This is a genomic window from Vibrio fluminensis (assembly GCF_015278125.1).
GTDB lineage: Bacteria > Pseudomonadota > Gammaproteobacteria > Enterobacterales > Vibrionaceae > Vibrio > Vibrio fluminensis.
In genome coordinates, this window is record NZ_JADILO010000035.1 from 27,587 (window position 1) to 47,706 (window position 20,120).

The following is a 20,120-nucleotide window of genomic DNA, read 5'->3' on the forward strand; positions in this document are numbered from 1 at the left end:
CTAGCAAATAAGAAAAAAGCTGACATCATGTCAGCTTTTTTAGTTTCTGGAGTAGGGATTAAAGCACCATTGCTGCAATCCAACCAAAAATAATCAATGGGATATTGTAGTGAATAAAGGTCGGTACGACCGTTTCCCAAATATGCTCATGCTGCCCGTCAGCGTTCAGGCCAGATGTTGGGCCAAGCGTTGAATCTGAGGCTGGTGAGCCAGCATCGCCTAGTGCTGCGGCTGTACCCACAAGTGCAATGGTCGCCATTGGCGAGAAGCCAAATGCTAGCGCAAGAGGCACATAGATCGTCGCGATAATTGGAATGGTTGAGAATGATGAACCAATGCCCATAGTGACAAGTAGACCAACAATAAGCATCAACAGTGCTGCTAGCGGTTTATTATCCCCAATGCTGGTGGATAGAGCTTGAACCAGAGTTTCTACGCCACCCGTTTGCTTCATTACCGCGGCAAAACCCGCCGCTGAAATCATGATAAAACCAATCATCGCCATCATGTGTACACCTTTAGTGAATACATCATGGGTTTCTTTCCATGCGATAACACCGCCGAAAGTGAACACCATAAAGCCACCTAGCGCGCCAATGATCATTGAGCCAGTATATAGTTGCACAGTGAGTGCCGCTAAGATACCTAAGCCCGCGACCACGATATTGCGGCGGTTAATGGTTTGTGTCTCTTGATTCGGTTTAGTATGACTTGTTTCTGCATATTCGCGCGGTTTGCGATAGCTGAAGAAAATCGCGGTTAGCAATCCGAAGATCATACCAGCTGCTGGAAGAAGCATGGCTGTTGGGACTTGCGACGCAACCACATCCAAGCCATTGTCATGCAGGTTCTTCAGCAGAATGTTGTTGAGGAAGATACCGCCAAAGCCAATCGGTAACACCATGTATGGCGTGATCAGACCAAAGGTTAATACACAGGCAATCATTCGACGGTCGAGTTTTAATTTAGCAAACACGCCGAGTAGAGGTGGAATTAGAATAGGAATGAAGGCGATGTGAACAGGGATAACGTTTTGCGATGACATGGTCACCAGTACCAGTGCGAATAGCATACCGTACTTTAGACCGGTCGTTGATGCACTGTTCTCTTTGCCATTAAGGCGACGAATAACGCTGTTTGCTAACAGATCAGTGATGCCAGAACGAGAGATCGCGACAGCAAAAGTTCCTAACATCGCGTAGCTTAGAGCGATAGTTGCACCGCCACCTAAACCACTTTCAAAAGCTGAGATGGTTTCCTTCAGCTCCATACCTGATACTAAGCCGCCAACGATCGCGCTAAATGTTAGTGCAACCACTACATTTACCCGCATCAGGGCAAGTATCAGCATGATACATACAGATATTACAACAGGATTCATAGTTAACTCTTTATCGTGTTTGCGTTTATTGTTGTGTGTTGTTTGTTTCTTCGTTTACAAGCGGCCAACCACCTAAGGCCTTCCATTTGTTGACGATTCCACAAAACAGCTCTGCGGTTTGTTGTGTGTCATAAAGTGCAGAGTGGGCTTCTTTATTGTCAAACTCCATCCCCGCAGCTTTACATGCTTTTGCCAAAACGGTTTGGCCATAAGCAAGACCACTTAATGCCGCAGTATCAAAAGTTGCAAAAGGATGGAATGGGACACGCTTTAGCTTGCTACGTTCACTAGCGGCCATAACAAAGTTATGATCAAAGGTCGCATTGTGTGCCACGATGATCGCACGGCTGCAATCTGCCGCTTTCTGTTCTTTACGTACAAGCTTATAGATTTCTTTCAGCGCTTCTGACTCAGGAATAGCACCTCGCAGAGGGCTAAATGGGTCCTTCATACCAATGAAGTCGAGCGCTTCTTTCTCTAGGTTTGCCCCTTCAAAGGGCTCAATATGGAAATGAAGCGTTGATGCTGGATGAAGATTGCCATGTTCATCCATTTTTAGCGTTACGGCACAAATCTCAAGAAGAGCATCGGTTTGGGCATTAAAGCCTGCGGTTTCAACGTCGATAACCACCGGGAAATATCCACGGAAGCGTTTTTTCAACGTCAAAGCTTCATTTTCTACAGTCATATTGATTTACATTTGTGTGACAAGGCTTGCATTATTGCAGATTATTGATGCAATACCAATCAAGATTACTTTGCAATTACCGGAGTCTCAAAGAGTTATTGAACTACTTCTATACGGTGAGTTTTGATTTGTTGAAACTTCGAGCAAACAAATAGGGAGTTCACAAAGTTGGCGGGAATTTTGCAGAAGAGTTGTGATGTGACTGAGATATGTCGAAATGGCAATCTTGTGCCGCAATAAATCAATTCCAGAGAAGTGTAACGAATGAAGAATCGGATTGTTAACAGCTTAGCATTAACCATGGCTATCTTGAGCGCCAATAGTTGGGCTATGGATAAGTTCTATGCGGCCTCGCCAACACAATCCCAATGGCAAATGGTGGTCAATACACCGCTGCAATGCCAACTTGTTCATCCAATTCCTAACTATGGTGATGCGGTATTCACCTCCCATGCGAGTAAGAAGATCAATTTGGACTTTGAATTGAAGATGAAGCGTCCAATGGGTGAGACGCGAGATGTCTCTTTGGTTTCAATGCCACCGGCTTGGCGTCCGGGCGATAGTGCCGATCGCATGACCAGTATTCGCTTCTTCAAACAATTTGATGGTTATGTCGGCGGTCAAACTGCTTGGAGTATTTTGAGTGAACTGGAAAAAGGACGCTCACCAACGTTTAGCTATCGTGACTGGCAAAGTAATAATCAGCGTGTAGAAGTCGCACTGTCGTCCGTGTTGTTTCAGCAAAAGTACAATGTATTTAGTGATTGTTTAGCGAATCTTTTGCCGTACAGTTTTGAAGATATTGCCTTTACGATCCTGCATTATGATCGCTCAAGCGTACAACTGAACAAAGCATCGCAAAAACGTCTATCGCAAATTGCTGAATATATTCGATATAACCAAGATGTCGATTTGGTGTTGGTTTCTACTTATACCGGATCAGAAGACAGTAAGAGTGAGAGCCAAGCGTTGTCCGAACAACGTGCCGATGTCATGCGAGACTATTTCAAGTCGATTGGATTACCTGAAGATCGTATTCAAGTGCAAGGTTATGGTAAGCGCCGACCTATTGCTGATAATTCGTCGCCACTTGGCAAAGATCGAAACCGTCGTGTGGTTATTTCATTAGGTCGAACACAGATCTAAACAAGGCTACCCAAGCATTTTTCGATTGCAGGGCATATATTAAGAGAAAAACCAGCCGCTTGGCTGGTTTTTCATTTGGGTTGACTAAACACCAAAATACGAGGGAATTTAGTTCAATCTAAACTTAGCGATCAGGTTACAGTTGGTCGCAGTATCAATATCTTGAACTAAGCGCGCGATTTTTGCGTTAGGGTGACGCTTCATAAATTCGACCAGTGCTTTTTTACAACATCCCATCGAGTCAACAAAAGCATCGCAATCCGTATTTGGACATTGGGGAACAAGCGTCAGCACTTTTTCAGAGGCCAGCTTTAGGTATCTGAGCTCATACTTTGTATCACCGATGGTGCGCCAAAAAGAGGCAAGGTTGTGACAGGAGATCACTGAAATCATCAGCCTATCTTCCACTTCAATTTCCTCAGACTCACTGATTTGCTCACTGAGCGTTAAAGCTTGCTGATAGTGGAGAACACAACGAAGGTGATCATGCTCTTGAAGTGCGATGTCTGCTAGTAAGGTGTGTTTCTCCCAGTCTGAAATTTCCATTTCTTCAACCTCTTTATGAAACGTGATTGAAGATTAAATGATAATTATTTTCATGTAAAGCAAAAAAGGGCAGCGAATGCTGCCCTCAATCTAGAAATGGTGAAGTGTTGTTAGTTAGCCTTCAAGGCCAGCAGAAGCTTGCTTGTTTTGAATCAGTTCAATCATGTAGCCATCAGGGTCTTTGACGAAAGCGATATGTGTTGTACCGCCTTTTACTGGGCCTGGTTCACGAGTCACATTGCCGCCAGCGGCCTTGATTGCATCACAAGTAGAGTAGATATCATCAACACCAATTGCGATATGGCCAAACGCACTGCCTAGGTCATATTCAGTCGTGCCCCAGTTATAAGTAAGCTCAATAACAGAACCTTGTGATTCATCGCCATAACCGAGGAATGCGAGTGTGTATTTATACTCGGTATTCTCATTTTTGCGTAATAGCGTCATGCCCATTACATCAGTGTAGAATTGAATTGATTTGTCTAAATCACCTACGCGTAGCATAGTGTGTAAGATGCGTCCGTTTGACATGGTTCACTCCCGTGTTTGATTATCAGAGAAGTTTATCATGATTAATCGAGGTTTAGTCAGGATGAATATCAGTAGTAAGATCAGTATATTAATTTATTTTAGATTCTCTAAAGGCAACACATTTCGCTGCCTTTAGAGTTCAACTTGAGGCTAGACTTCCGTCTTATCTTTATACTCACATAGGTCTTCAATAATGCAGCTACCACAGCGGGGTTTGCGCGCGACACAGGTGTAGCGGCCATGCAGAATCAACCAGTGGTGTACGTCGAGTTTGAACTCTTTGGGTACCACTTTAAGCAGTTTTTCTTCTACCTGATCGACGTTTTTACCCATAGCAAACTTGGTGCGATTTGAGACACGATAGATATGAGTATCAACCGCAATCGTTGGCCAGCCAAAAGCGGTATTGAGCACCACATTGGCAGTCTTTCTTCCAACGCCAGGCAGAGCTTCTAACGCGGCGCGGTCTTCAGGCACCTCACCACCATGCTGCTCGATTAGGATCTTGCAGGTCTTGATGACATTTTCTGCTTTTGAGTTAAACAGACCAATGGTTTTGATGTATTGCTTAACGCCATCAACCCCTAAATCCAGTAGAGCTTGTGGGGTATTGGCAACGGGATAAAGTTTGTCGGTTGCCTTGTTGACGCTGACATCCGTTGCTTGTGCTGATAGTAAAACGGCGATCAGTAATTCAAAAGGCGTACTCCAGTTAAGTTCTGTTTGCGGGTTGGGGTTGTTTTCCCGTAACCGCTTGAGAATCTCAACACGCTTAGTATTGTTCATTTGTTAGCTGCTTCTAGTGTTTAATACCAATCAGCTGGGATTGGTTTGTTTTTATTATAAAAAAGCTCACTTCGAAGAGTGAGCTTTATAGCTTAATTGGTTACGCGAGCGCGCTCAATAGCTGGTTTATCCTGTTTCGGCTGACGCTCAGCCAGTTTCTTGTCGATCACATTTTTCAGTGCAATCAAGAAGCCGACGCCGATAAAGGCGCCCGGTGGCAATAGGGCAAGCAAGAAACTGTTATCGAATTGGAAGATTTCGATTCGTAACGCTTGCGCCCAATCACCAAGTAGCAAATCCGCACCATCGAACAGAGTACCGTTGCCGATGATTTCACGCATGGCGCCAAGTACAACCAGTACGCTGGTCATGCCTAAGCCCATCCAGAAACCGTCGAGCGCTGCGGGGAGTGGATCATTTTTTGACGCAAACGCCTCAGCACGACCAATGATGATACAGTTGGTTACGATAAGTGGAATAAAAATGCCCAGCGATAAGTAGAGTCCGTAAGCGTAAGCATTCATTAGCAATTGTACGCAAGTTACCAGCGCGGCAATGATCATTACGAACACGGGAATACGCACTTCTTTAGGCACATAGTCGCGCACTAAAGATACCGTAACGTTAGAGCCGACTAATACTAATAGCGTTGCAATACCTAAGCCTAAGGCGTTGGTAACGGTTGACGATACTGCGAGCAGGGGACACAAACCCAGTAATTGCACTAGGGCAGGGTTATTGTCCCACATACCATCTTTAAATAACTTTTTGTTATCAGCCATGAGAGCCTCCACAACCGCGAGGTTGAGCAAGTAATTGATCGCGGTTTTGGTTGATGTAATCAACCGTACGTTTTACCGATTTTACCACAGCACGAGGAGTAATAGTTGCGCCAGTAAATTGGTCGAACTGACCGCCATCTTTACGTACATGCCAGCTTGCTTGGTTGTCTTCTGTGACTTGTTTGCCAGCAAAACTCAAAATCCAATCACTAACACGTAGGTCAATCTTGTCCCCTAGTCCCGGCGTTTCTTGATGAGATAGAACGCGAGTGCCAGTAATTGTGCCATCTTGTTTAACCGCTACGATGATTTTAATTGCGCCGTTGTAACCGTCAGGTGCGATGGCTTCTAGCGCGATTGCGGTTGGTTGACCTTGCAACGTTGCGATATAAGCAGGCATCGGCGCTTCAGTACCAAGAGCGGGATCTTGTACAAGCGTGCAAGCTTCGTATAGCACATTGTCATGCATCTCTTGCGGGATCACTTGGTTCAAGACGGAGAGCAATTGCTTCTGTTCTTGGACTTGGATTTGATCCTTAGTTAGGTATTGAGTCAAAGCGACTAGGCCTGTTGAGGCGCAGGCGAATATAGCTAGAACAACACCATTTTTACGAATTGCGTTTAACATGCTTACCTCAGTGTCCGTAAGTTCGTGGCTTAGTGTAGTAATCGATCAGTGGTACACACATGTTAGCCAGCAATACTGCGAAAGCTACGCCATCAGGGAAACCACCCCAGCTACGAATAATAAACACCATTGCGCCAATAAATGCGCCAAAAATTAGACGACCTTTCACTGTAGTCGAAGCTGATACTGGGTCAGTGGCAATGAAGAATGCACCGAGCATCGTTGCACCTGAGAACAGATGAATAATCGGTGACGCAGTTTGATCCGGCGTTAGCAGCATAAACAGACCACTGATAACAAAGAGACTCGCTAAGAAGCTCACCGGGATTTGCCAACTGATCACGCGCAGTTTGATCATCGCCAAACCACCGATCAGGTAGGCAAGGTTAACCCATTGCCAGCCAAGACCGGCGAACTCACCAAATTGTGGTTGAGAAAGCGCTTCGCTTGCGGTGTTGCCTGCCACTAAAGCGGTCTTAAAGCTATCAAGTGGGGTTGCCATCGTGATGCCATCAATACCGGTACGGATTTGCTGCAGTGACAAACCTTCAACATTGAAGCCTGTGAAAATCAATGAGAAAGCATCCGCCATGCTGATAGGGGTTGCTTGAAGTTCAACTGGCGAAATCCAACTGGTCATTTGTACCGGGAAAGAGATCAGGAGTACCACATAAGCGACCATTGCTGGGTTAAATGGGTTTTGCCCAATGCCACCATAAAGTTGTTTCGCAATCACAATCGCAAAGATCAGACCGATGGTAATGACCCACCATGGTGAAAGTGGCGGAATGGCGATGGCCAGCAACCAAGCGGTGACTAGAGCACTATTGTCGCGTAAAGCAGACATCGGTGGGCGCTTACGCAGCAGCATCACCATTGCTTCAAGGCTTAATGCAATTACGATAGCCATCACTAATTGAATCACTGTCCCCCAACCAAAGAAGTAAGTTTGGGCAATGAGACCTGGTAGGGCGCACAAGGCGACCCACTTCATAAGATCAGGAGTGCTTCTGCGGCTGTGCGCATGGGGTGAGCTGGCAATAAAGAAGGCCACTACTCTTTCTCCTCAGATTGTTTTTGTTGTTCTTGTTGTGCTTTACGAGCTTTAGCGCGTGCGATAGCTGCTGCGACCGCCGCTTTCTTTGGATCGATTTCTGCGCGTTCCGCATCCGTAGCATCATTTTCTGCTTGGGCTTCTGTTTCAGCAGTGTCGCTGTCAGCTTTTGCTTGTTGCTCCGCTTTGCGTGCTTTAGCGCGAGCGATCGCGGCAGCGACAGCCGCTTTTTTCGGGTCTTCGCTTGCGGTTTCTGCCTCAGCAGTGTCACTATCAGCGTTTGCTTCTTGCTCTGCTTTACGCGCTTTCGCACGGGCAATTGCGGCAGCGACAGCGGCTTTCTTCGGATCTTCGCTTGCGGTTTCTACCTCAGCAGTGTCGTTGTCAGCTTTCACTTCTTGTTCAGCTTTGCGTGCTTTAGCGCGAGCGATCGCGGCAGCGACAGCGGCTTTTTTCGGATCTTCGCTTGCGGTTTCTGCCTCAGCCGTGTTGTCGTCAGCTTTCGCTTCTTGTTCAGCTTTGCGTGCTTTAGCACGGGCAATCGCGGCAGCGATAGCGGCTTTTTTCGGATCTTCGTTTGCGGTTTCTGCCTCAGCCGTGTCGTTGTCAGCTTTCACTCCTTGTTCAGCTTTGCGTGCTTTCGCGCGGGCAATCGCGGCAGCGACAGCGGCTTTTTTCGGATCTTCGTTGGTCGCTCCTGTCTCAGCCGTGTTTTCGTCAGCTATTACTTCTTGTTCAGCTTTACGCGCTTTTGCACGAGCAATCGCGGCAGCGACAGCAGCTTTCTTCGGATCTTCGCTTGCCGTTTCTGCCTCAGCCGTGTTGTCGGCATTTGATACTTCTGCTTCGGCTTTACGCGCTTTCGCACGGGCAATCGCAGCTGCAACCGCCGCTTTCTTATCCGCTGCTGGAGTATCCGTAGCGTCGCTCTGTTGTTGCTGCGCTTTTTTCGCTTTAGCGCGAGCAATTGCCGCAGCGACCGCGTCTTTCTTATCGGTAGACTCAGCGCTTGCAGAGTCTTTTTCAGCCTTACGTTCACGAGCTTGACGTTTACGCTCTTCACGTAATTTTGCCATCTCGCTATTGTCTGGCTCAGTTTGACCTTTCTGCATGGCTTCCGCTTGCTTCGCTTTAGCACGCGCAATTGCTGCTGCGACAGCAGGCTTAACACTTGCTTCTTGCGGCTGTTCTTGGCTCTTTTGCGCTTTAACACGAGAAATTGCAGCCGCAATCGCATCATCACCACCAGATTCTTTCATATCTTTACGACGATCATCTGCGGCTTTTTTGAAGCGATTTTCACGTTCTGCTTTGTCGCGTTCCATACGCGCTTTTTTATTTTCAAAGCGCTGTTTTGCGCGTTCTGAAGCATCAGCTTCTTCTTTGCGTAGACGAATTTCAGCTTTGGCTTGACGGTAGTACTTAACCAGTGGAATTTCACTAGGACAGACAAACGCACATGCGCCACACTCAATACAATCTTTGAGGTTGAGTTCTTCGCACTTGTCGAACTCTTGAGCTTTGGCATGCCATTGCAATTGCTGTGGTAGCAGTGAAGCAGGGCAAGCCTCGGCACATTGACCACAACGAATACACGCCATTTCATACGAATCAACTGCGATTTCACGGCGTGTTGGCGCCAAAATACAGTTCGCCGTTTTGGTAATCGGCACATTGGTATGCGGCAGAGTAAAGCCCATCATTGGGCCACCCATGATCAGGCGTTGCATTTTCTTGTCAGCACTGTAGTCAAACTCATCAAGCAGAGCTTGCACTGGCGTACCAATCAGTGCCCAAACGTTCTTAGGCTGTTTGAAAGTATTACCCGTTAGTGTAACGATACGCTCAATGAGTGGCTCGCCATGGAAAACGGCACGTTGAATCGCGTACAGAGAGCCGACGTTTTGCACCATTAAGCCAATATCTGCAGGGATGCCATTGTTCGGTACTTCTTTGTTAGTTAGTACTTTAATCAGCTGTTTTTCACCACCAGAAGGATATTTCGTCGGGATCACTCGGATCACGATATCTTTATCTTGTGCAGCAAGCTCTAAAGCTTTTACGGCTTGAGGTTTGTTGTCTTCAATACCAATGATAGTCAGCTTTGGCTTGAGAATATATTCAACAACTTCAATACCTTGGATAATGGCATCAGCATAGTCTTGCATCAGCACATCATCCGCCGTGATGTAAGGTTCACATTCTGCGGCGTTAACAATCAAGATTTCCGTGCGGCCAAGACCGGCTTGAATTTTCTTTGCGGTAGGGAAGCCTGCGCCACCCATACCTGAAATACCCGCTTGGCGAATAATCTCAATCAGAGCTTCCGGCGTTTTTACTTGGTAATCAGCAACTGGCTGGCGCTCAATCCATTCATCCAAATGATCCGGCTCGAGAACAATACACAGTTCAGAGAGACCTGAAGGGTGGGCCGTGGTTCTTGGCTCAATAGCTTTTACGATGCCAGAGGTAGGCGCGTGGATCGGTAGCATAAAGCTGGTATCGTACTTAGTCAGAGGTTGACCTTTTAATACGCGCTCACCTTCGGTAACGATTAAGTTACCAGCTTGACCGATATGCTGCTTCACTGGCAAAACCAGTTCGTTAGCAATAGATGCTCGTGCTACAGGAGTTTTTAGCGACTGCAGTTTATTCTCCGGTGGATGAACACCACCAGGAAAATTCCAAAGAGCACCAGATTTGATTTGTTCGATTAATGGCAACATACCAGTCCTTAATTCACACTTTCCTGCTTGTCAGCAGAGTCGGTAATATCAACAACAGGAATGGCGTTTAATTGCCACTTCCAATTCGCTGTAGTGGTGACTACAGGGATCATTTCAATACAGTCTGTCGGGCAAGGAGAGACACAGAGATCACAGCCCGTACATTCATCTTTAATGACGGTATGCACCGCTTTTGTACCACCAACAATGGCATCAACTGGGCATGCTTGAATACATTTAGTACAACCGATACACATGTCTTCATGGATAAAGGCGACAGTTTTCACTGCGTCATCGAGATCATGTGCTGAGTCAGTCGCTTCAACCCCCATTAGAGAGGCTAGCTTTTCAATAGTCGCTTGACCACCCGGAGGGCATTTATTGATCGCATCGCCGTTAGCGATGGCTTCAGCGTATGGGCGGCAACCAGGGTAACCACATTGACCACATTGGGTTTGGGGCAAAATACCGTCGATTTGGTCAACAATAGGGTCAGCTTCGACTTTAAAGCGAATCGAAGCAAAACCGAGAATAGCGCCAAATACAGCGGCAAGTACCGCGAGTGCGATAATAGCGATTAGTATTGAACTCATTACAGCTTCACCAAACCAGTAAAGCCCATAAAGGCTAGAGACATTAAACCGGCGGTGATCATCGCAATGGATGCGCCTTTAAATGGAGTCGGTACGTCGGCAGCAGTGATACGCTCGCGCATTGAAGCAAACAAGATCAGCACTAATGAAAAACCAACAGCTGCACCAAATCCGTAGATAATTGATTCGATGAAGTTATGATTTTCATTGATGTTGAGCAGTGCAACACCCAATACCGCACAGTTGGTGGTGATTAGCGGTAAGAAAATACCCAGCAGACGATAGAGTGTCGGGCTGGTTTTATGTACCACCATTTCAGTGAACTGTACCACCACGGCGATAACGAGAATGAAACTCATAGTTCGCAAATATTGTAGCCCTAATGGTACTAAAATATAGCTTTCTACGAGATACGCGCACACCGAAGCGAGAGTTAGCACAAAAGTGGTTGCTAACCCCATACCAATAGCAGTCTCTAATTTCTTAGAAACGCCCATAAATGGACATAAGCCCAAGAACTTCACCAGTACAAAGTTGTTGACCAGCACAGTGCCGACCAACAACAAAAGATATTCGGTCATAGTTTTATATTTAAAGAAATCCGATCCCGATATTATCTCGCTTTGCTTGCTTAATAACAACCAAGGAAAGATAAGGTTTTAGGTTGTTGAGTAAAAATTATACGCAAAATATGTGCTAATAGAGCGGAAAACGTTTTCGTCGTGGAGCAGAGCGGTGAGGATATGTTGCATAACAATAGTGGTTTATATCCATTCCAATTACACAGCAGTAACAACTGACCAGTAATAGCGAGAGGTATTAAACAATCTTCACATAGCGCGGTTTTTTCGTTGCGCTTATGTGATGGTGTGCTGAAAACAAAAATAATAAAAAACTTACTATTCACAAGGTTTTATTTAAACGTTGTCATCAAGGAGTTTGATGTGTTTTTGATAGAGTTTTTAGTTGTTCTGGGATGTATTTTAATTGGTGCGCGGATCGGCGGTATCGGTCTTGGTGTTATGGGTGGTATCGGCTTAGCGATCTTAAGCTTTGTCTTTGGCTTAAAACCGACTAGTCCACCCATTGATGTAATGCTAATGATCATGGCGGTGGTTGCGGCGGCAGCGGCAATGCAAGCGGCTGGTGGTCTAGATTATCTGATTAAAGTGGCATCTAACATTTTGCGCAAGAACCCTCGCCAAATCACTTTTATTGCGCCACTGGTTACTTGGTCTTTCACCTTTTTAGCGGGTACTGGTCACGTAGCGTATTCAGTTCTACCGGTTATTGCAGAAGTAAGTCGTCGTAGCGGCATTCGCCCTGAGCGCCCACTGGGTATGGCGGTAATCGCATCTCAGTTTGCTATCGTGGCAAGCCCTATCGCAGCTGCGGTTGTTGCTCTGGTTGCATTTTTAGAGCCGCAAGGCATTACCCTAGCTGATGTACTGATGGTAACCATTCCGGGTACGTTCCTTGGTCTTGCCTCAGCTTGTTTAATTGTTAACAAGCTTGGCAAAGAGCTAAAAGACGATCCTGAGTACCAACGTCGCATGCAAGATCCTGCTTTCCGTAAAGAGATGGAAGAAGAGACTCAAGTAGAAGAAATTGAGATTCGTCCAGAAGCGAAACGTGCCGTTGGTCTGTTCCTATTTGGTGCGCTAGCGGTTGTTATCATGGGCGCATTCCCATTCCTAAGACCAAACTTTGATGGTTCACCGATGGGCATGGCGCACACGATTGAAATCATTATGTTAGCTATGGGTGCGCTGATTATTTTGATCTGTAAACCGGATGGCAACGCGATCACCCAAGGTTCGGTATTCCATGCGGGTATGCGTGCGATTGTCGCAATCTTCGGTATTGCATGGCTTGGCGATACTTTCATCGGTGGTCACGATATGATGGTGAAAGAGGCGGTATCGGGCATGGTGGAAGTGGCGCCTTGGACGTTTGCATTTGCGCTGTTTGGTCTCTCTGTGATGGTAAATAGCCAAGGTGCAACGACTGCGGTATTGGTGCCGGTAGGTATTATGCTTGGTTTGCCACCAGAAGTAATTATCGCGACGTTCGTTGCGGTTAACGGTTACTTCTTTATTCCTAACTACGGTCCAATCATTGCTTCAATTGACTTTGACCGCACAGGGACGACTAAGATTGGCAAATATATCTTTAACCACAGCTTTATGATTCCGGGTCTACTGAGCTTAGTGTTCAGTATTATCTTCGGCTTTATCTTTGCGGGTATCGTGTTGTAATCATTTGATTAAAAAGCTATATGCTGCCTTATCGTGGCGGTAAGAAAACAAAGGCGCCTGCGGGCGTCTTTGTGTTTTTTGTGCATTGGTAAAGAGAGTTACGAGTGTACAGATACGAAAAAGCCGCGTCCTAAGACACGGCTTTTCCATGGAATTTGGCTCCTCCTGCTGGGCTCGAACCAGCGACCTGCGGATTAACAGTCCGTCGCTCTACCAACTGAGCTAAGGAGGAATTGCATTTAGCGGAGCAAATGTTATCTGTAGCTAATTTCACTGTCAACAGTTGTGAAATGAAAATTGGCAAAACGAGTGAAGAAAAATATCTTTACTTTTTGCTAGCCCGCATGGCTATTGGGCTGTAAATAGTTATCCACTAAAATTGTGGATAAGTGTGTTAATTATGCTTTAATAACTATTTTAATGATTAAAAGATCGTCAATGGGGATTTTTTGTTGCGCAAATGGATCTTTGCTTAGATGTAGCAATAACAAACGTTTGTGGTGGTTTTTGATCTAATTTGAGAGTGAGCGCAAATAAATGATCGAAGTGCGATCGGCGCTTGATCGAGTGATTTTGTGTATAAGCTGTGAATGGTTAAGGTGCGTTTTTTAGGCTGGGTGCCTTGATAGGGGCAGGAATGTTATCAGCTTATTAGTCAGGGATCTAGCGTCAATTAGAAAAATAATCGATAAAAGCTGAGTGAATTTTTCGATTAGGACTTGAGTCTGTATATATATACAGACAAAATGGCCCTCTACTATAGTTACGTTTTCGAGGATGCGATGAGCAAACTGTACGACTTGGTCTCAGATTACAAGCCCTCAGGTGATCAACCCAAGGCAATCAATCAATTACTAGAAGGTCTCGATGCCGGTCTTGCCCATCAAACCTTATTAGGGGTAACGGGCTCTGGTAAAACCTTTACTTTGGCCAATGTTATCGCTACCGCTCAGCGTCCGGCAATTTTGCTCGCGCCAAACAAAACCCTTGCGGCACAGTTATACGGGGAGATGAAAGCATTTTTCCCTAATAACGCCGTAGAGTTTTTTGTTTCTTACTACGATTACTATCAGCCAGAAGCTTACGTACCGACTACAGATACTTTCATCGAGAAAGACGCGTCGATCAACGCGCACATTGAACAAATGCGTTTGTCGGCAACCAAAGCCCTACTTGAACGTAAAGATGCCATCATTGTTGCGTCGGTATCTGCGATTTACGGCTTGGGTGATCCCCAATCATATCTAAAAATGATGCTGCACGTTCGTCGTGGTGATGTGATGGATCAGCGTGACATACTGCGTCGTTTGGCTGAACTGCAATATAGCCGCAATGATGTCGCTTTTGAGCGTGGACAATTCCGAGTTCGAGGCGAAGTGATTGACATTTTCCCTGCTGAATCAGAGCAGGATGCAGTTCGCATTGAAATGTTCGATGATGAAATTGATTGTATCAGTATCTTTGACCCGCTGACCGGAGTGGTTAAACAAAGAGACTTGCCGCGGTACACCATTTATCCGAAAACTCACTATGTTACGCCTCGTGAGAAGATTCTTGATGCGATAGAAGAGATCAAGGTTGAGTTAGAGCAACGTAAGAAATACTTGCTAGACAATAACAAGTTGCTAGAAGAACAGCGTATAAGTCAGCGTACTCAGTTCGATATTGAGATGATGAATGAGCTTGGCTTCTGTTCTGGTATTGAAAACTACTCCCGTTATTTAAGTGGACGTAGCGAGGGTGAGCCGCCCCCAACCCTATTTGATTACTTGCCAGGCGATGGTCTACTGATCATCGATGAGTCACACGTCACCGTGCCGCAAATTGGTGCGATGTATAAAGGTGACCGTTCACGTAAAGAAACGCTGGTGGAGTACGGTTTTCGTTTACCATCGGCTTTGGACAACCGCCCGCTAAAATTTGATGAGTTTGAGTCATTAGCGCCGCAGACAATTTTTGTCTCAGCCACACCGGGTAATTATGAGCTAGAGAAATCGGCCGATGAAATCGCTGACCAAGTAGTTCGTCCCACAGGTTTGCTTGACCCTGAGCTTGAAGTTCGTCCTGTCGCGACTCAGGTTGACGACTTACTCTCTGAAGTGCGTATTCGCGCCGCTAAAGATGAGCGTGTGTTAGTGACCACTCTCACCAAGCGCATGGCAGAAGATTTAACCGAATACTTGAGCGAGCATGATGTTCGCGTTCGTTACCTTCACTCAGACATTGATACCGTTGAACGTGTCGAGATTATTCGTGATTTACGTCTAGGTGAGTTTGACGTGTTAGTGGGTATTAACTTACTTAGAGAGGGCCTTGATATGCCCGAAGTTTCGCTAGTTGCGATTCTTGATGCGGATAAAGAGGGCTTCTTACGCTCTGAGCGTTCATTGATTCAGACGATTGGCCGTGCAGCGCGTAACGTCAATGGTAAAGCGATTTTGTATGCAGACCGTATTACCGGCTCAATGGAACGCGCGATGGGAGAAACGAATCGCCGTCGTGAAAAACAGCAAGCTTATAACCAAGAGCAAGGTATCGAGCCGCAGGCTTTGAAGCGTAATGTCAAAGATATTATGGAATTAGGTGATATTGGTAAAGGGCGTAAGCAGCGTAACAGCAAAGCGGTTCCGCTGTCGAAAGTGGCCGAGCCTTCGCAAGATTACCAAGTGCTTTCTCCTCAGCAACTTGAAAAAGAGATTAACAAACTGGAAGCACAGATGTATCAACATGCGCAAAATCTCGAATTTGAATTGGCGGCTGCTAAGCGAGATGAGATAGAAAAACTGCGTGCACAGTTCATTACCAATAGCTAACCGATTTGGTCGCTAAATATCAGACAAAAAAATAGCCAATAGAAATGGTTCTATTGGCTGTCATTTGTGAATACTAAGTTCACTAACAACGTCAGTTGGCTAGGTGACCCGTTAGGGTCAATTTATCTACAGCACTATTCGTGCCAATTATTAATTGTTGAATAATCCTTACTTTTATTACTGATTCAGGCATTTTTTGATTAAGTTATTTGCAAAATGCAATGCGCAATGCAATTATTAAAACAAAATGCAATCAAAAATCTATGGCTAGGTTATGCAGCAAAATACTCTAACGCAAAAAAATCGCTATCTATTGATGGTGGAAGATACGGCTTCCGTTGCCGCATTGTATCGCTCTTATCTGACTCCACTTGGTATCGACATTAATATTGTTGGAACTGGTCGAGACGCGATTGAGAGTCTCTCTTTTCGTACACCAGATCTAATCCTATTGGACCTACGTCTACCTGATATGACGGGTATGGATGTTCTTCATGAAGTAAAACAGCAAAACCCAGATGTGCCGATCATCTTTATGACGGCGCATGGCTCTATCGATACAGCGGTTGAAGCGATGCGACATGGCGCGCAAGACTTCTTGATTAAGCCTTGTGAAGCAGACCGCTTGCGCGTTACGGTCAATAATGCGATTCGCAAAGCAAGCAAGCTAAAAACCGAAGATGGAATAAATGAAGGTTATCAGGGCTTTATCGGTAGTAGTCATACAATGCAAGCGGTGTATCGCACCATTGACTCAGCAGCAGCAAGTAAGGCGAGTATTTTTATTACCGGTGAAAGTGGCACTGGTAAAGAAGTCTGTGCTGAAGCTATCCACGCAGCAAGTAAGCGTGGTGATAAGCCCTTTATTGCGATTAACTGTGCAGCGATACCAAAAGATCTCATCGAAAGTGAATTGTTTGGCCACGTAAAAGGTGCGTTTACTGGCGCGGCGACAGACCGACAAGGAGCCGCAGAGCTTGCTGATGGTGGAACCTTGTTCCTTGATGAGCTGTGTGAGATGGACTTGGATTTGCAAACCAAGCTACTGCGTTTCATCCAAACTGGCACGTTCCAAAAAGTGGGTTCGTCAAAGATGAAGAGCGTCGATGTCCGTTTTGTCTGTGCGACTAACCGCGATCCGTGGAAAGAAGTGCAAGAAGGCCGTTTTCGTGAAGATTTGTATTATCGCTTATATGTCATCCCTCTTCATTTGCCACCTTTGCGTGAGCGTGACGAAGATGTCATTGAAATTGCATACTCTTTGCTTGGCTTTATGTCTAAAGAAGAAGGCAAAGACTTCATCAGACTATCGCCGGAGGTGGTAGATTGCTTCTCCCGTTATGAATGGCCGGGTAATGTGCGTCAATTACAAAATGTATTGCGTAATGTTGTGGTGCTGAACAATGGCAAAGAAATTCGCCTTGATATGTTGCCACCACCATTGAATAAGCCGATTCATGGCAGTGAGGTTAGCGCCTCGCAAGAGAGAGAAGTGTTAACTGTGCACGATATTTTTCCATTATGGCTAACGGAAAAACGTGCCATTGAGCAAGCGATTCAGGCTTGTGATGGCAATATTCCGAAAGCTGCAGGGTATTTAGACGTTAGCCCGTCGACAATTTATCGCAAGCTGCAAGCCTGGAATGAAAAACAACTATAGTAGGGTTTCATGGACATTATTAATCAACAGCAAGTTGAACGTTTGAAGCAAGAGATTGGTGCCGATAATCTGCCAATTTTATTGGAGATTTTTTTGGGTGAGCTCAATCAATATGCAGAGAAGCTTGACCTGCCAGACAGCGACCAAGATGCTTACCTAAAAGAGATAAGCCATGCCTTAAAAAGCAGTGCTGCCAGCTTTGGTGCAGAAGCATTATGTCGACTAGCGATCGATTATGACAGTTCAGGTAAGTCAGGGCTGGCGTTAACCAGCCCTGAAGATAAGCAGAAAATGTTAGATTTGCTTAAAGAGACTCATCATCAATACGAAGGGCTATTGAGATAGTAGCTCGATAATGGCGGCGTGAAGTTTTTGACGGTCATGTCGCCAATCTCGATTGGGTGAAGCCAAATCGGCTGTGACACAGTTCCATTCACTCAATTCAGGGTGTGCTTCTGCACCCAATACCACGTCTAGTTTACGAGCTTGGCAAGCACGCTCACACCACTCCAGCTTTTCACGCAGAGACATGCGACCCGCAGGCCCATATTCTGGTGACAGGTTTTCTACAAACACCAGTTTTGCTGAGGTGTTGCTGGCAATTGCTCGCCCAACCTCGGGCAGTAGCAATGGTGGCATTACGCTAGTGAGGAAACTCCCCGGACCTAGAATAATCATGTCGGCCTGTTCAATGGCTTGAACCCCTTCTTTCGTTGCTGGGACTTCTGGATCGAGATCTAAGCGTTGTAGATCGGCTTCCATTTCATCGACACTGGTTTCTCCCGTCACCCACTTGCCTTCTTTTGAGAGTGCTTTCAGGTCCGATGGATGTTCTGACATCGGTACTAAATTTACATCCACTTTCAACATATTGCGGATGAGGTTAATCGCATCGAGTGGACGCACCGAAAGGTTGTCAAGCGCGGTCAACATCAAGTTACCTAGATTATGGCCATCAAGCTCTCCTGTGCCTTTAAAACGATACTCAAACATCATTGAACTAATGGAGGGTTCGGTGATTAGCTGATTCACACAGTTACGAGTATCGCCCCAAGCAATCCCGCCTTGGCAATGACGAATTCGACCTGTTGAGCCGCCATTGTCAGTGGTGGTTACAATGCCAGTCGCATTGGTTCCAAAATCTTTTAGTGCCGCAAGCATTCGACCTAAGCCGTGGCCACCACCAATAGCGACCACTTTTTTTTCTGAATAGATTGTCATTCGTTTTCTTATTTTCAGCTATACCAACTACAATTTAAGTTAATCGATTTACTCTTAGTACTCAATAGGGGGCAAATTGAGTGAACTGTGCGTTTTTTTTCATTCTAAGGGTGGAATCCCTCACAGTTTTTAAGTATTTTATGCGGTAGCTGCTGTTAAATTCTTAATTGTAAAAATTTTGAACATGTAACGGTTGCCATAACTCCGAGCTCAGTAAGCTAAGTTCAGTGACGAATAAGCTTTGTGAGCCAGTGACATGATGTCACAAGGGCACAGTTGGAAATGACTATGCCTCCCGTGTTTGGAAAGGTGTTCCGTGGCGCAACAATTAGAAGATAAATTTCATCGCAAGTTTTACTACTTGCGTCTCTCTGTTACAGATGTCTGTAACTTTAAATGCACATATTGCTTACCTGATGGTTACAAACCTTCGGGGCAAAAAAACTCGTCTTTTTTATCGCTTCCTGAAATTCAACGTGTAGTACGCGCGTTTGCTGACTGCGGTACGAGTAAAGTTCGTATCACCGGTGGCGAACCAAGTTTGCGTAAAGATTTTACACAGATCATTGAAACCGTCGCGAACACGAATGGTATTCGTAAAGTTGCGACCACCACCAATGGCTACCGAATGGAGAAGCAAGTTGCTGAGTGGCAACAAGCGGGTTTAACGCATATCAATGTCAGTGTGGATAGCCTTGACCCACGCCTTTTTCATCAAATCACAGGCGAGAATAAGTTCAATCAAGTAATGGCGGGTATCGACCGAGCTTTCGAGGTTGGTTACTCACAGATCAAAGTTAATGTTGTGTTGATGAAAGATCTGAATTCCCACCAATTGCCGTTATTTCTTGATTGGATTAAACATCGTCCAATTCAATTGCGTTTTATTGAATTGATGCAAACCGGTGAGATGGACGAGTTATTCCAAAACCATCATGTATCCGGTGTACAAATCCGCAACCAGTTGATCGCAAATGGTTGGTTACTCAAAATTCGCGAGAAAAATGACGGTCCAGCTCAGGTTTTTGTTCACCCTGATTACCAAGGTGAAATTGGCTTGATTATGCCTTATGAAAAAGGGTTTTGTGAAAGCTGTAACCGACTACGCGTATCTGCATTGGGTAAACTACATCTGTGCTTGTTTGGTGATCACGGCGTCGAATTGCGTGATCTACTTGAGCAAGATGAACAAGAACCTTTGTTAATTCAACGCATTCAAGAGCAGTTACAAACCAAGTCTGTCAGCCATTTCTTGCAAGATGGCAACACAGGTATGACGCCACACTTGGCGTCGATTGGCGGCTAAT

At 45.5% G+C, this 20,120-nt stretch carries 18 protein-coding genes, 1 tRNA gene and 1 riboswitch; of the genes, 6 read left to right on the plus strand and 13 right to left on the minus strand.

The features are described from left to right. Positions 1-58: 58 nt before the first annotated feature. Entirely contained in the window at positions 59-1,381 is a 1,323-nt protein-coding gene (locus IRQ95_RS18630) for a Na+/H+ antiporter family protein (protein ID WP_194438697.1), read from the minus strand. A gap of 25 nt (positions 1,382-1,406) precedes the next feature. Then, positions 1,407-2,069, minus strand: coding sequence for a ribonuclease T (gene rnt, locus IRQ95_RS18635; protein WP_194438700.1), 663 nt, complete (start codon positions 2,067-2,069; stop codon positions 1,407-1,409). Between the two features lie 300 nt (positions 2,070-2,369). On the opposite strand from rnt, the gene motY reads away from it, so the two are divergent. Continuing rightward, the gene (gene motY, locus IRQ95_RS18640; protein ID WP_431358063.1) at positions 2,370-3,215 is read left to right on the plus strand and encodes a flagellar protein MotY; all 846 of its coding nucleotides are present in this window, start codon (positions 2,370-2,372) and stop codon (positions 3,213-3,215) included. A gap of 108 nt (positions 3,216-3,323) precedes the next feature. On the opposite strand, the gene IRQ95_RS18645 is transcribed toward motY, so the two are convergent. The 9 genes from IRQ95_RS18645 to rsxA form a co-directional block, all read right to left on the minus strand. Beyond that, a complete protein-coding gene (locus tag IRQ95_RS18645; RefSeq protein WP_194438704.1) occupies positions 3,324-3,761 on the minus strand; it encodes a DUF2753 family protein in 438 nt (145 codons plus the stop codon). A 114-nt stretch (positions 3,762-3,875) separates the two neighbouring features. After that, entirely contained in the window at positions 3,876-4,292 is a 417-nt protein-coding gene (gene gloA / locus IRQ95_RS18650) for a lactoylglutathione lyase (protein WP_075650083.1), read from the minus strand. Between the two features lie 150 nt (positions 4,293-4,442). After that, positions 4,443-5,078, minus strand: coding sequence for an endonuclease III (gene nth, locus IRQ95_RS18655; RefSeq protein WP_075650084.1), 636 nt, complete (start codon positions 5,076-5,078; stop codon positions 4,443-4,445). Between the two features lie 92 nt (positions 5,079-5,170). Then, the gene (locus tag IRQ95_RS18660; protein ID WP_075650085.1) at positions 5,171-5,860 is read right to left on the minus strand and encodes an electron transport complex subunit E; all 690 of its coding nucleotides are present in this window, start codon (positions 5,858-5,860) and stop codon (positions 5,171-5,173) included. Beyond that, positions 5,853-6,488 (minus strand): electron transport complex subunit RsxG, encoded by a 636-nt coding sequence (gene rsxG / locus IRQ95_RS18665; protein WP_194438706.1) that lies wholly within the window; start codon positions 6,486-6,488, stop codon positions 5,853-5,855. Before rsxG ends, IRQ95_RS18660 begins: the two co-directional genes overlap by 8 nt. A gap of 7 nt (positions 6,489-6,495) precedes the next feature. Further along, entirely contained in the window at positions 6,496-7,542 is a 1,047-nt protein-coding gene (gene rsxD / locus IRQ95_RS18670; RefSeq protein ID WP_123780412.1) for an electron transport complex subunit RsxD, read from the minus strand. Next, positions 7,542-10,268, minus strand: a complete 2,727-nt coding sequence (gene rsxC, locus IRQ95_RS18675; RefSeq protein WP_194438708.1) for an electron transport complex subunit RsxC — start codon at positions 10,266-10,268, stop codon at positions 7,542-7,544. The genes rsxD and rsxC overlap by 1 nt, the downstream gene beginning before the upstream one ends. Positions 10,269-10,276: 8 nt before the next feature. After that, positions 10,277-10,861, minus strand: coding sequence for an electron transport complex subunit RsxB (gene rsxB / locus IRQ95_RS18680; protein WP_194438710.1), 585 nt, complete (start codon positions 10,859-10,861; stop codon positions 10,277-10,279). Next, on the minus strand, positions 10,861-11,442 hold the full coding sequence (gene rsxA, locus IRQ95_RS18685; protein ID WP_194438712.1) for an electron transport complex subunit RsxA: 582 nt from the start codon (positions 11,440-11,442) through the stop codon (positions 10,861-10,863). Before rsxA ends, rsxB begins: the two co-directional genes overlap by 1 nt. Positions 11,443-11,805: 363 nt before the next feature. On the opposite strand from rsxA, the gene IRQ95_RS18690 reads away from it, so the two are divergent. Continuing rightward, a complete protein-coding gene (locus IRQ95_RS18690) occupies positions 11,806-13,119 on the plus strand; it encodes an anaerobic C4-dicarboxylate transporter family protein (RefSeq protein ID WP_194438713.1) in 1,314 nt (437 codons plus the stop codon). Between the two features lie 156 nt (positions 13,120-13,275). Here IRQ95_RS18690 and IRQ95_RS18695 read toward each other — a convergent pair. Further along, positions 13,276-13,351 (minus strand) — tRNA-Asn (locus IRQ95_RS18695). A 550-nt stretch (positions 13,352-13,901) separates the two neighbouring features. Here IRQ95_RS18695 and uvrB point away from each other — a divergent pair. The 3 genes from uvrB (at position 13,902) to luxU (ending at position 17,937) form a co-directional block, all read left to right on the plus strand. Then, positions 13,902-15,932 carry an excinuclease ABC subunit UvrB gene (uvrB, locus tag IRQ95_RS18700; protein ID WP_194438715.1) on the plus strand — a complete coding sequence of 677 codons (2,031 nt, stop codon included), beginning with the start codon at positions 13,902-13,904 and terminating at the stop codon, positions 15,930-15,932. Positions 15,933-16,206: 274 nt separating this feature from the next. Beyond that, positions 16,207-17,592, plus strand: a complete 1,386-nt coding sequence (luxO, locus tag IRQ95_RS18705; RefSeq protein WP_194438717.1) for a quorum-sensing sigma-54 dependent transcriptional regulator LuxO — start codon at positions 16,207-16,209, stop codon at positions 17,590-17,592. Between the two features lie 9 nt (positions 17,593-17,601). Next, entirely contained in the window at positions 17,602-17,937 is a 336-nt protein-coding gene (gene luxU, locus IRQ95_RS18710) for a quorum-sensing phosphorelay protein LuxU (protein ID WP_194438719.1), read from the plus strand. Here the strand turns inward: luxU and IRQ95_RS18715 are convergent. Continuing rightward, positions 17,926-18,813, minus strand: coding sequence for a YvcK family protein (locus tag IRQ95_RS18715; RefSeq protein WP_194438721.1), 888 nt, complete (start codon positions 18,811-18,813; stop codon positions 17,926-17,928). The genes luxU and IRQ95_RS18715 overlap by 12 nt on opposite strands. A gap of 190 nt (positions 18,814-19,003) precedes the next feature. Then, a riboswitch (molybdenum cofactor riboswitch) is annotated at positions 19,004-19,141 on the plus strand. On the opposite strand from IRQ95_RS18715, the gene moaA reads away from it, so the two are divergent. Further along, the gene (gene moaA, locus IRQ95_RS18720; RefSeq protein ID WP_194438724.1) at positions 19,130-20,119 is read left to right on the plus strand and encodes a GTP 3',8-cyclase MoaA; all 990 of its coding nucleotides are present in this window, start codon (positions 19,130-19,132) and stop codon (positions 20,117-20,119) included. (Overlaps the previous riboswitch by 12 nt.) Position 20,120: the final 1 nt, after the last annotated feature.

What these genes read in the sequence shown, in the direction of transcription:
- IRQ95_RS18630 (WP_194438697.1), bottom strand. Translation starts at nt 1,381, where the DNA reads ATGAATCCTGTTGTAATATCTGTATGTATCATGCTGATACTTGCCCTG.
- rnt (WP_194438700.1), bottom strand. Translation starts at nt 2,069, where the DNA reads ATGACTGTAGAAAATGAAGCTTTGACGTTGAAAAAACGCTTCCGTGGA.
- motY (WP_431358063.1), top strand. Translation starts at nt 2,370, where the DNA reads ATGGCTATCTTGAGCGCCAATAGTTGGGCTATGGATAAGTTCTATGCG.
- IRQ95_RS18645 (WP_194438704.1), bottom strand. Translation starts at nt 3,761, where the DNA reads ATGGAAATTTCAGACTGGGAGAAACACACCTTACTAGCAGACATCGCA.
- gloA (WP_075650083.1), bottom strand. Translation starts at nt 4,292, where the DNA reads ATGTCAAACGGACGCATCTTACACACTATGCTACGCGTAGGTGATTTA.
- nth (WP_075650084.1), bottom strand. Translation starts at nt 5,078, where the DNA reads ATGAACAATACTAAGCGTGTTGAGATTCTCAAGCGGTTACGGGAAAAC.
- IRQ95_RS18660 (WP_075650085.1), bottom strand. Translation starts at nt 5,860, where the DNA reads ATGGCTGATAACAAAAAGTTATTTAAAGATGGTATGTGGGACAATAAC.
- rsxG (WP_194438706.1), bottom strand. Translation starts at nt 6,488, where the DNA reads ATGTTAAACGCAATTCGTAAAAATGGTGTTGTTCTAGCTATATTCGCC.
- rsxC (WP_194438708.1), bottom strand. Translation starts at nt 10,268, where the DNA reads ATGTTGCCATTAATCGAACAAATCAAATCTGGTGCTCTTTGGAATTTT.
- rsxB (WP_194438710.1), bottom strand. Translation starts at nt 10,861, where the DNA reads ATGAGTTCAATACTAATCGCTATTATCGCACTCGCGGTACTTGCCGCT.
- rsxA (WP_194438712.1), bottom strand. Translation starts at nt 11,442, where the DNA reads ATGACCGAATATCTTTTGTTGTTGGTCGGCACTGTGCTGGTCAACAAC.
- uvrB (WP_194438715.1), top strand. Translation starts at nt 13,902, where the DNA reads ATGAGCAAACTGTACGACTTGGTCTCAGATTACAAGCCCTCAGGTGAT.
- luxO (WP_194438717.1), top strand. Translation starts at nt 16,207, where the DNA reads ATGCAGCAAAATACTCTAACGCAAAAAAATCGCTATCTATTGATGGTG.
- luxU (WP_194438719.1), top strand. Translation starts at nt 17,602, where the DNA reads ATGGACATTATTAATCAACAGCAAGTTGAACGTTTGAAGCAAGAGATT.
- IRQ95_RS18715 (WP_194438721.1), bottom strand. Translation starts at nt 18,813, where the DNA reads ATGACAATCTATTCAGAAAAAAAAGTGGTCGCTATTGGTGGTGGCCAC.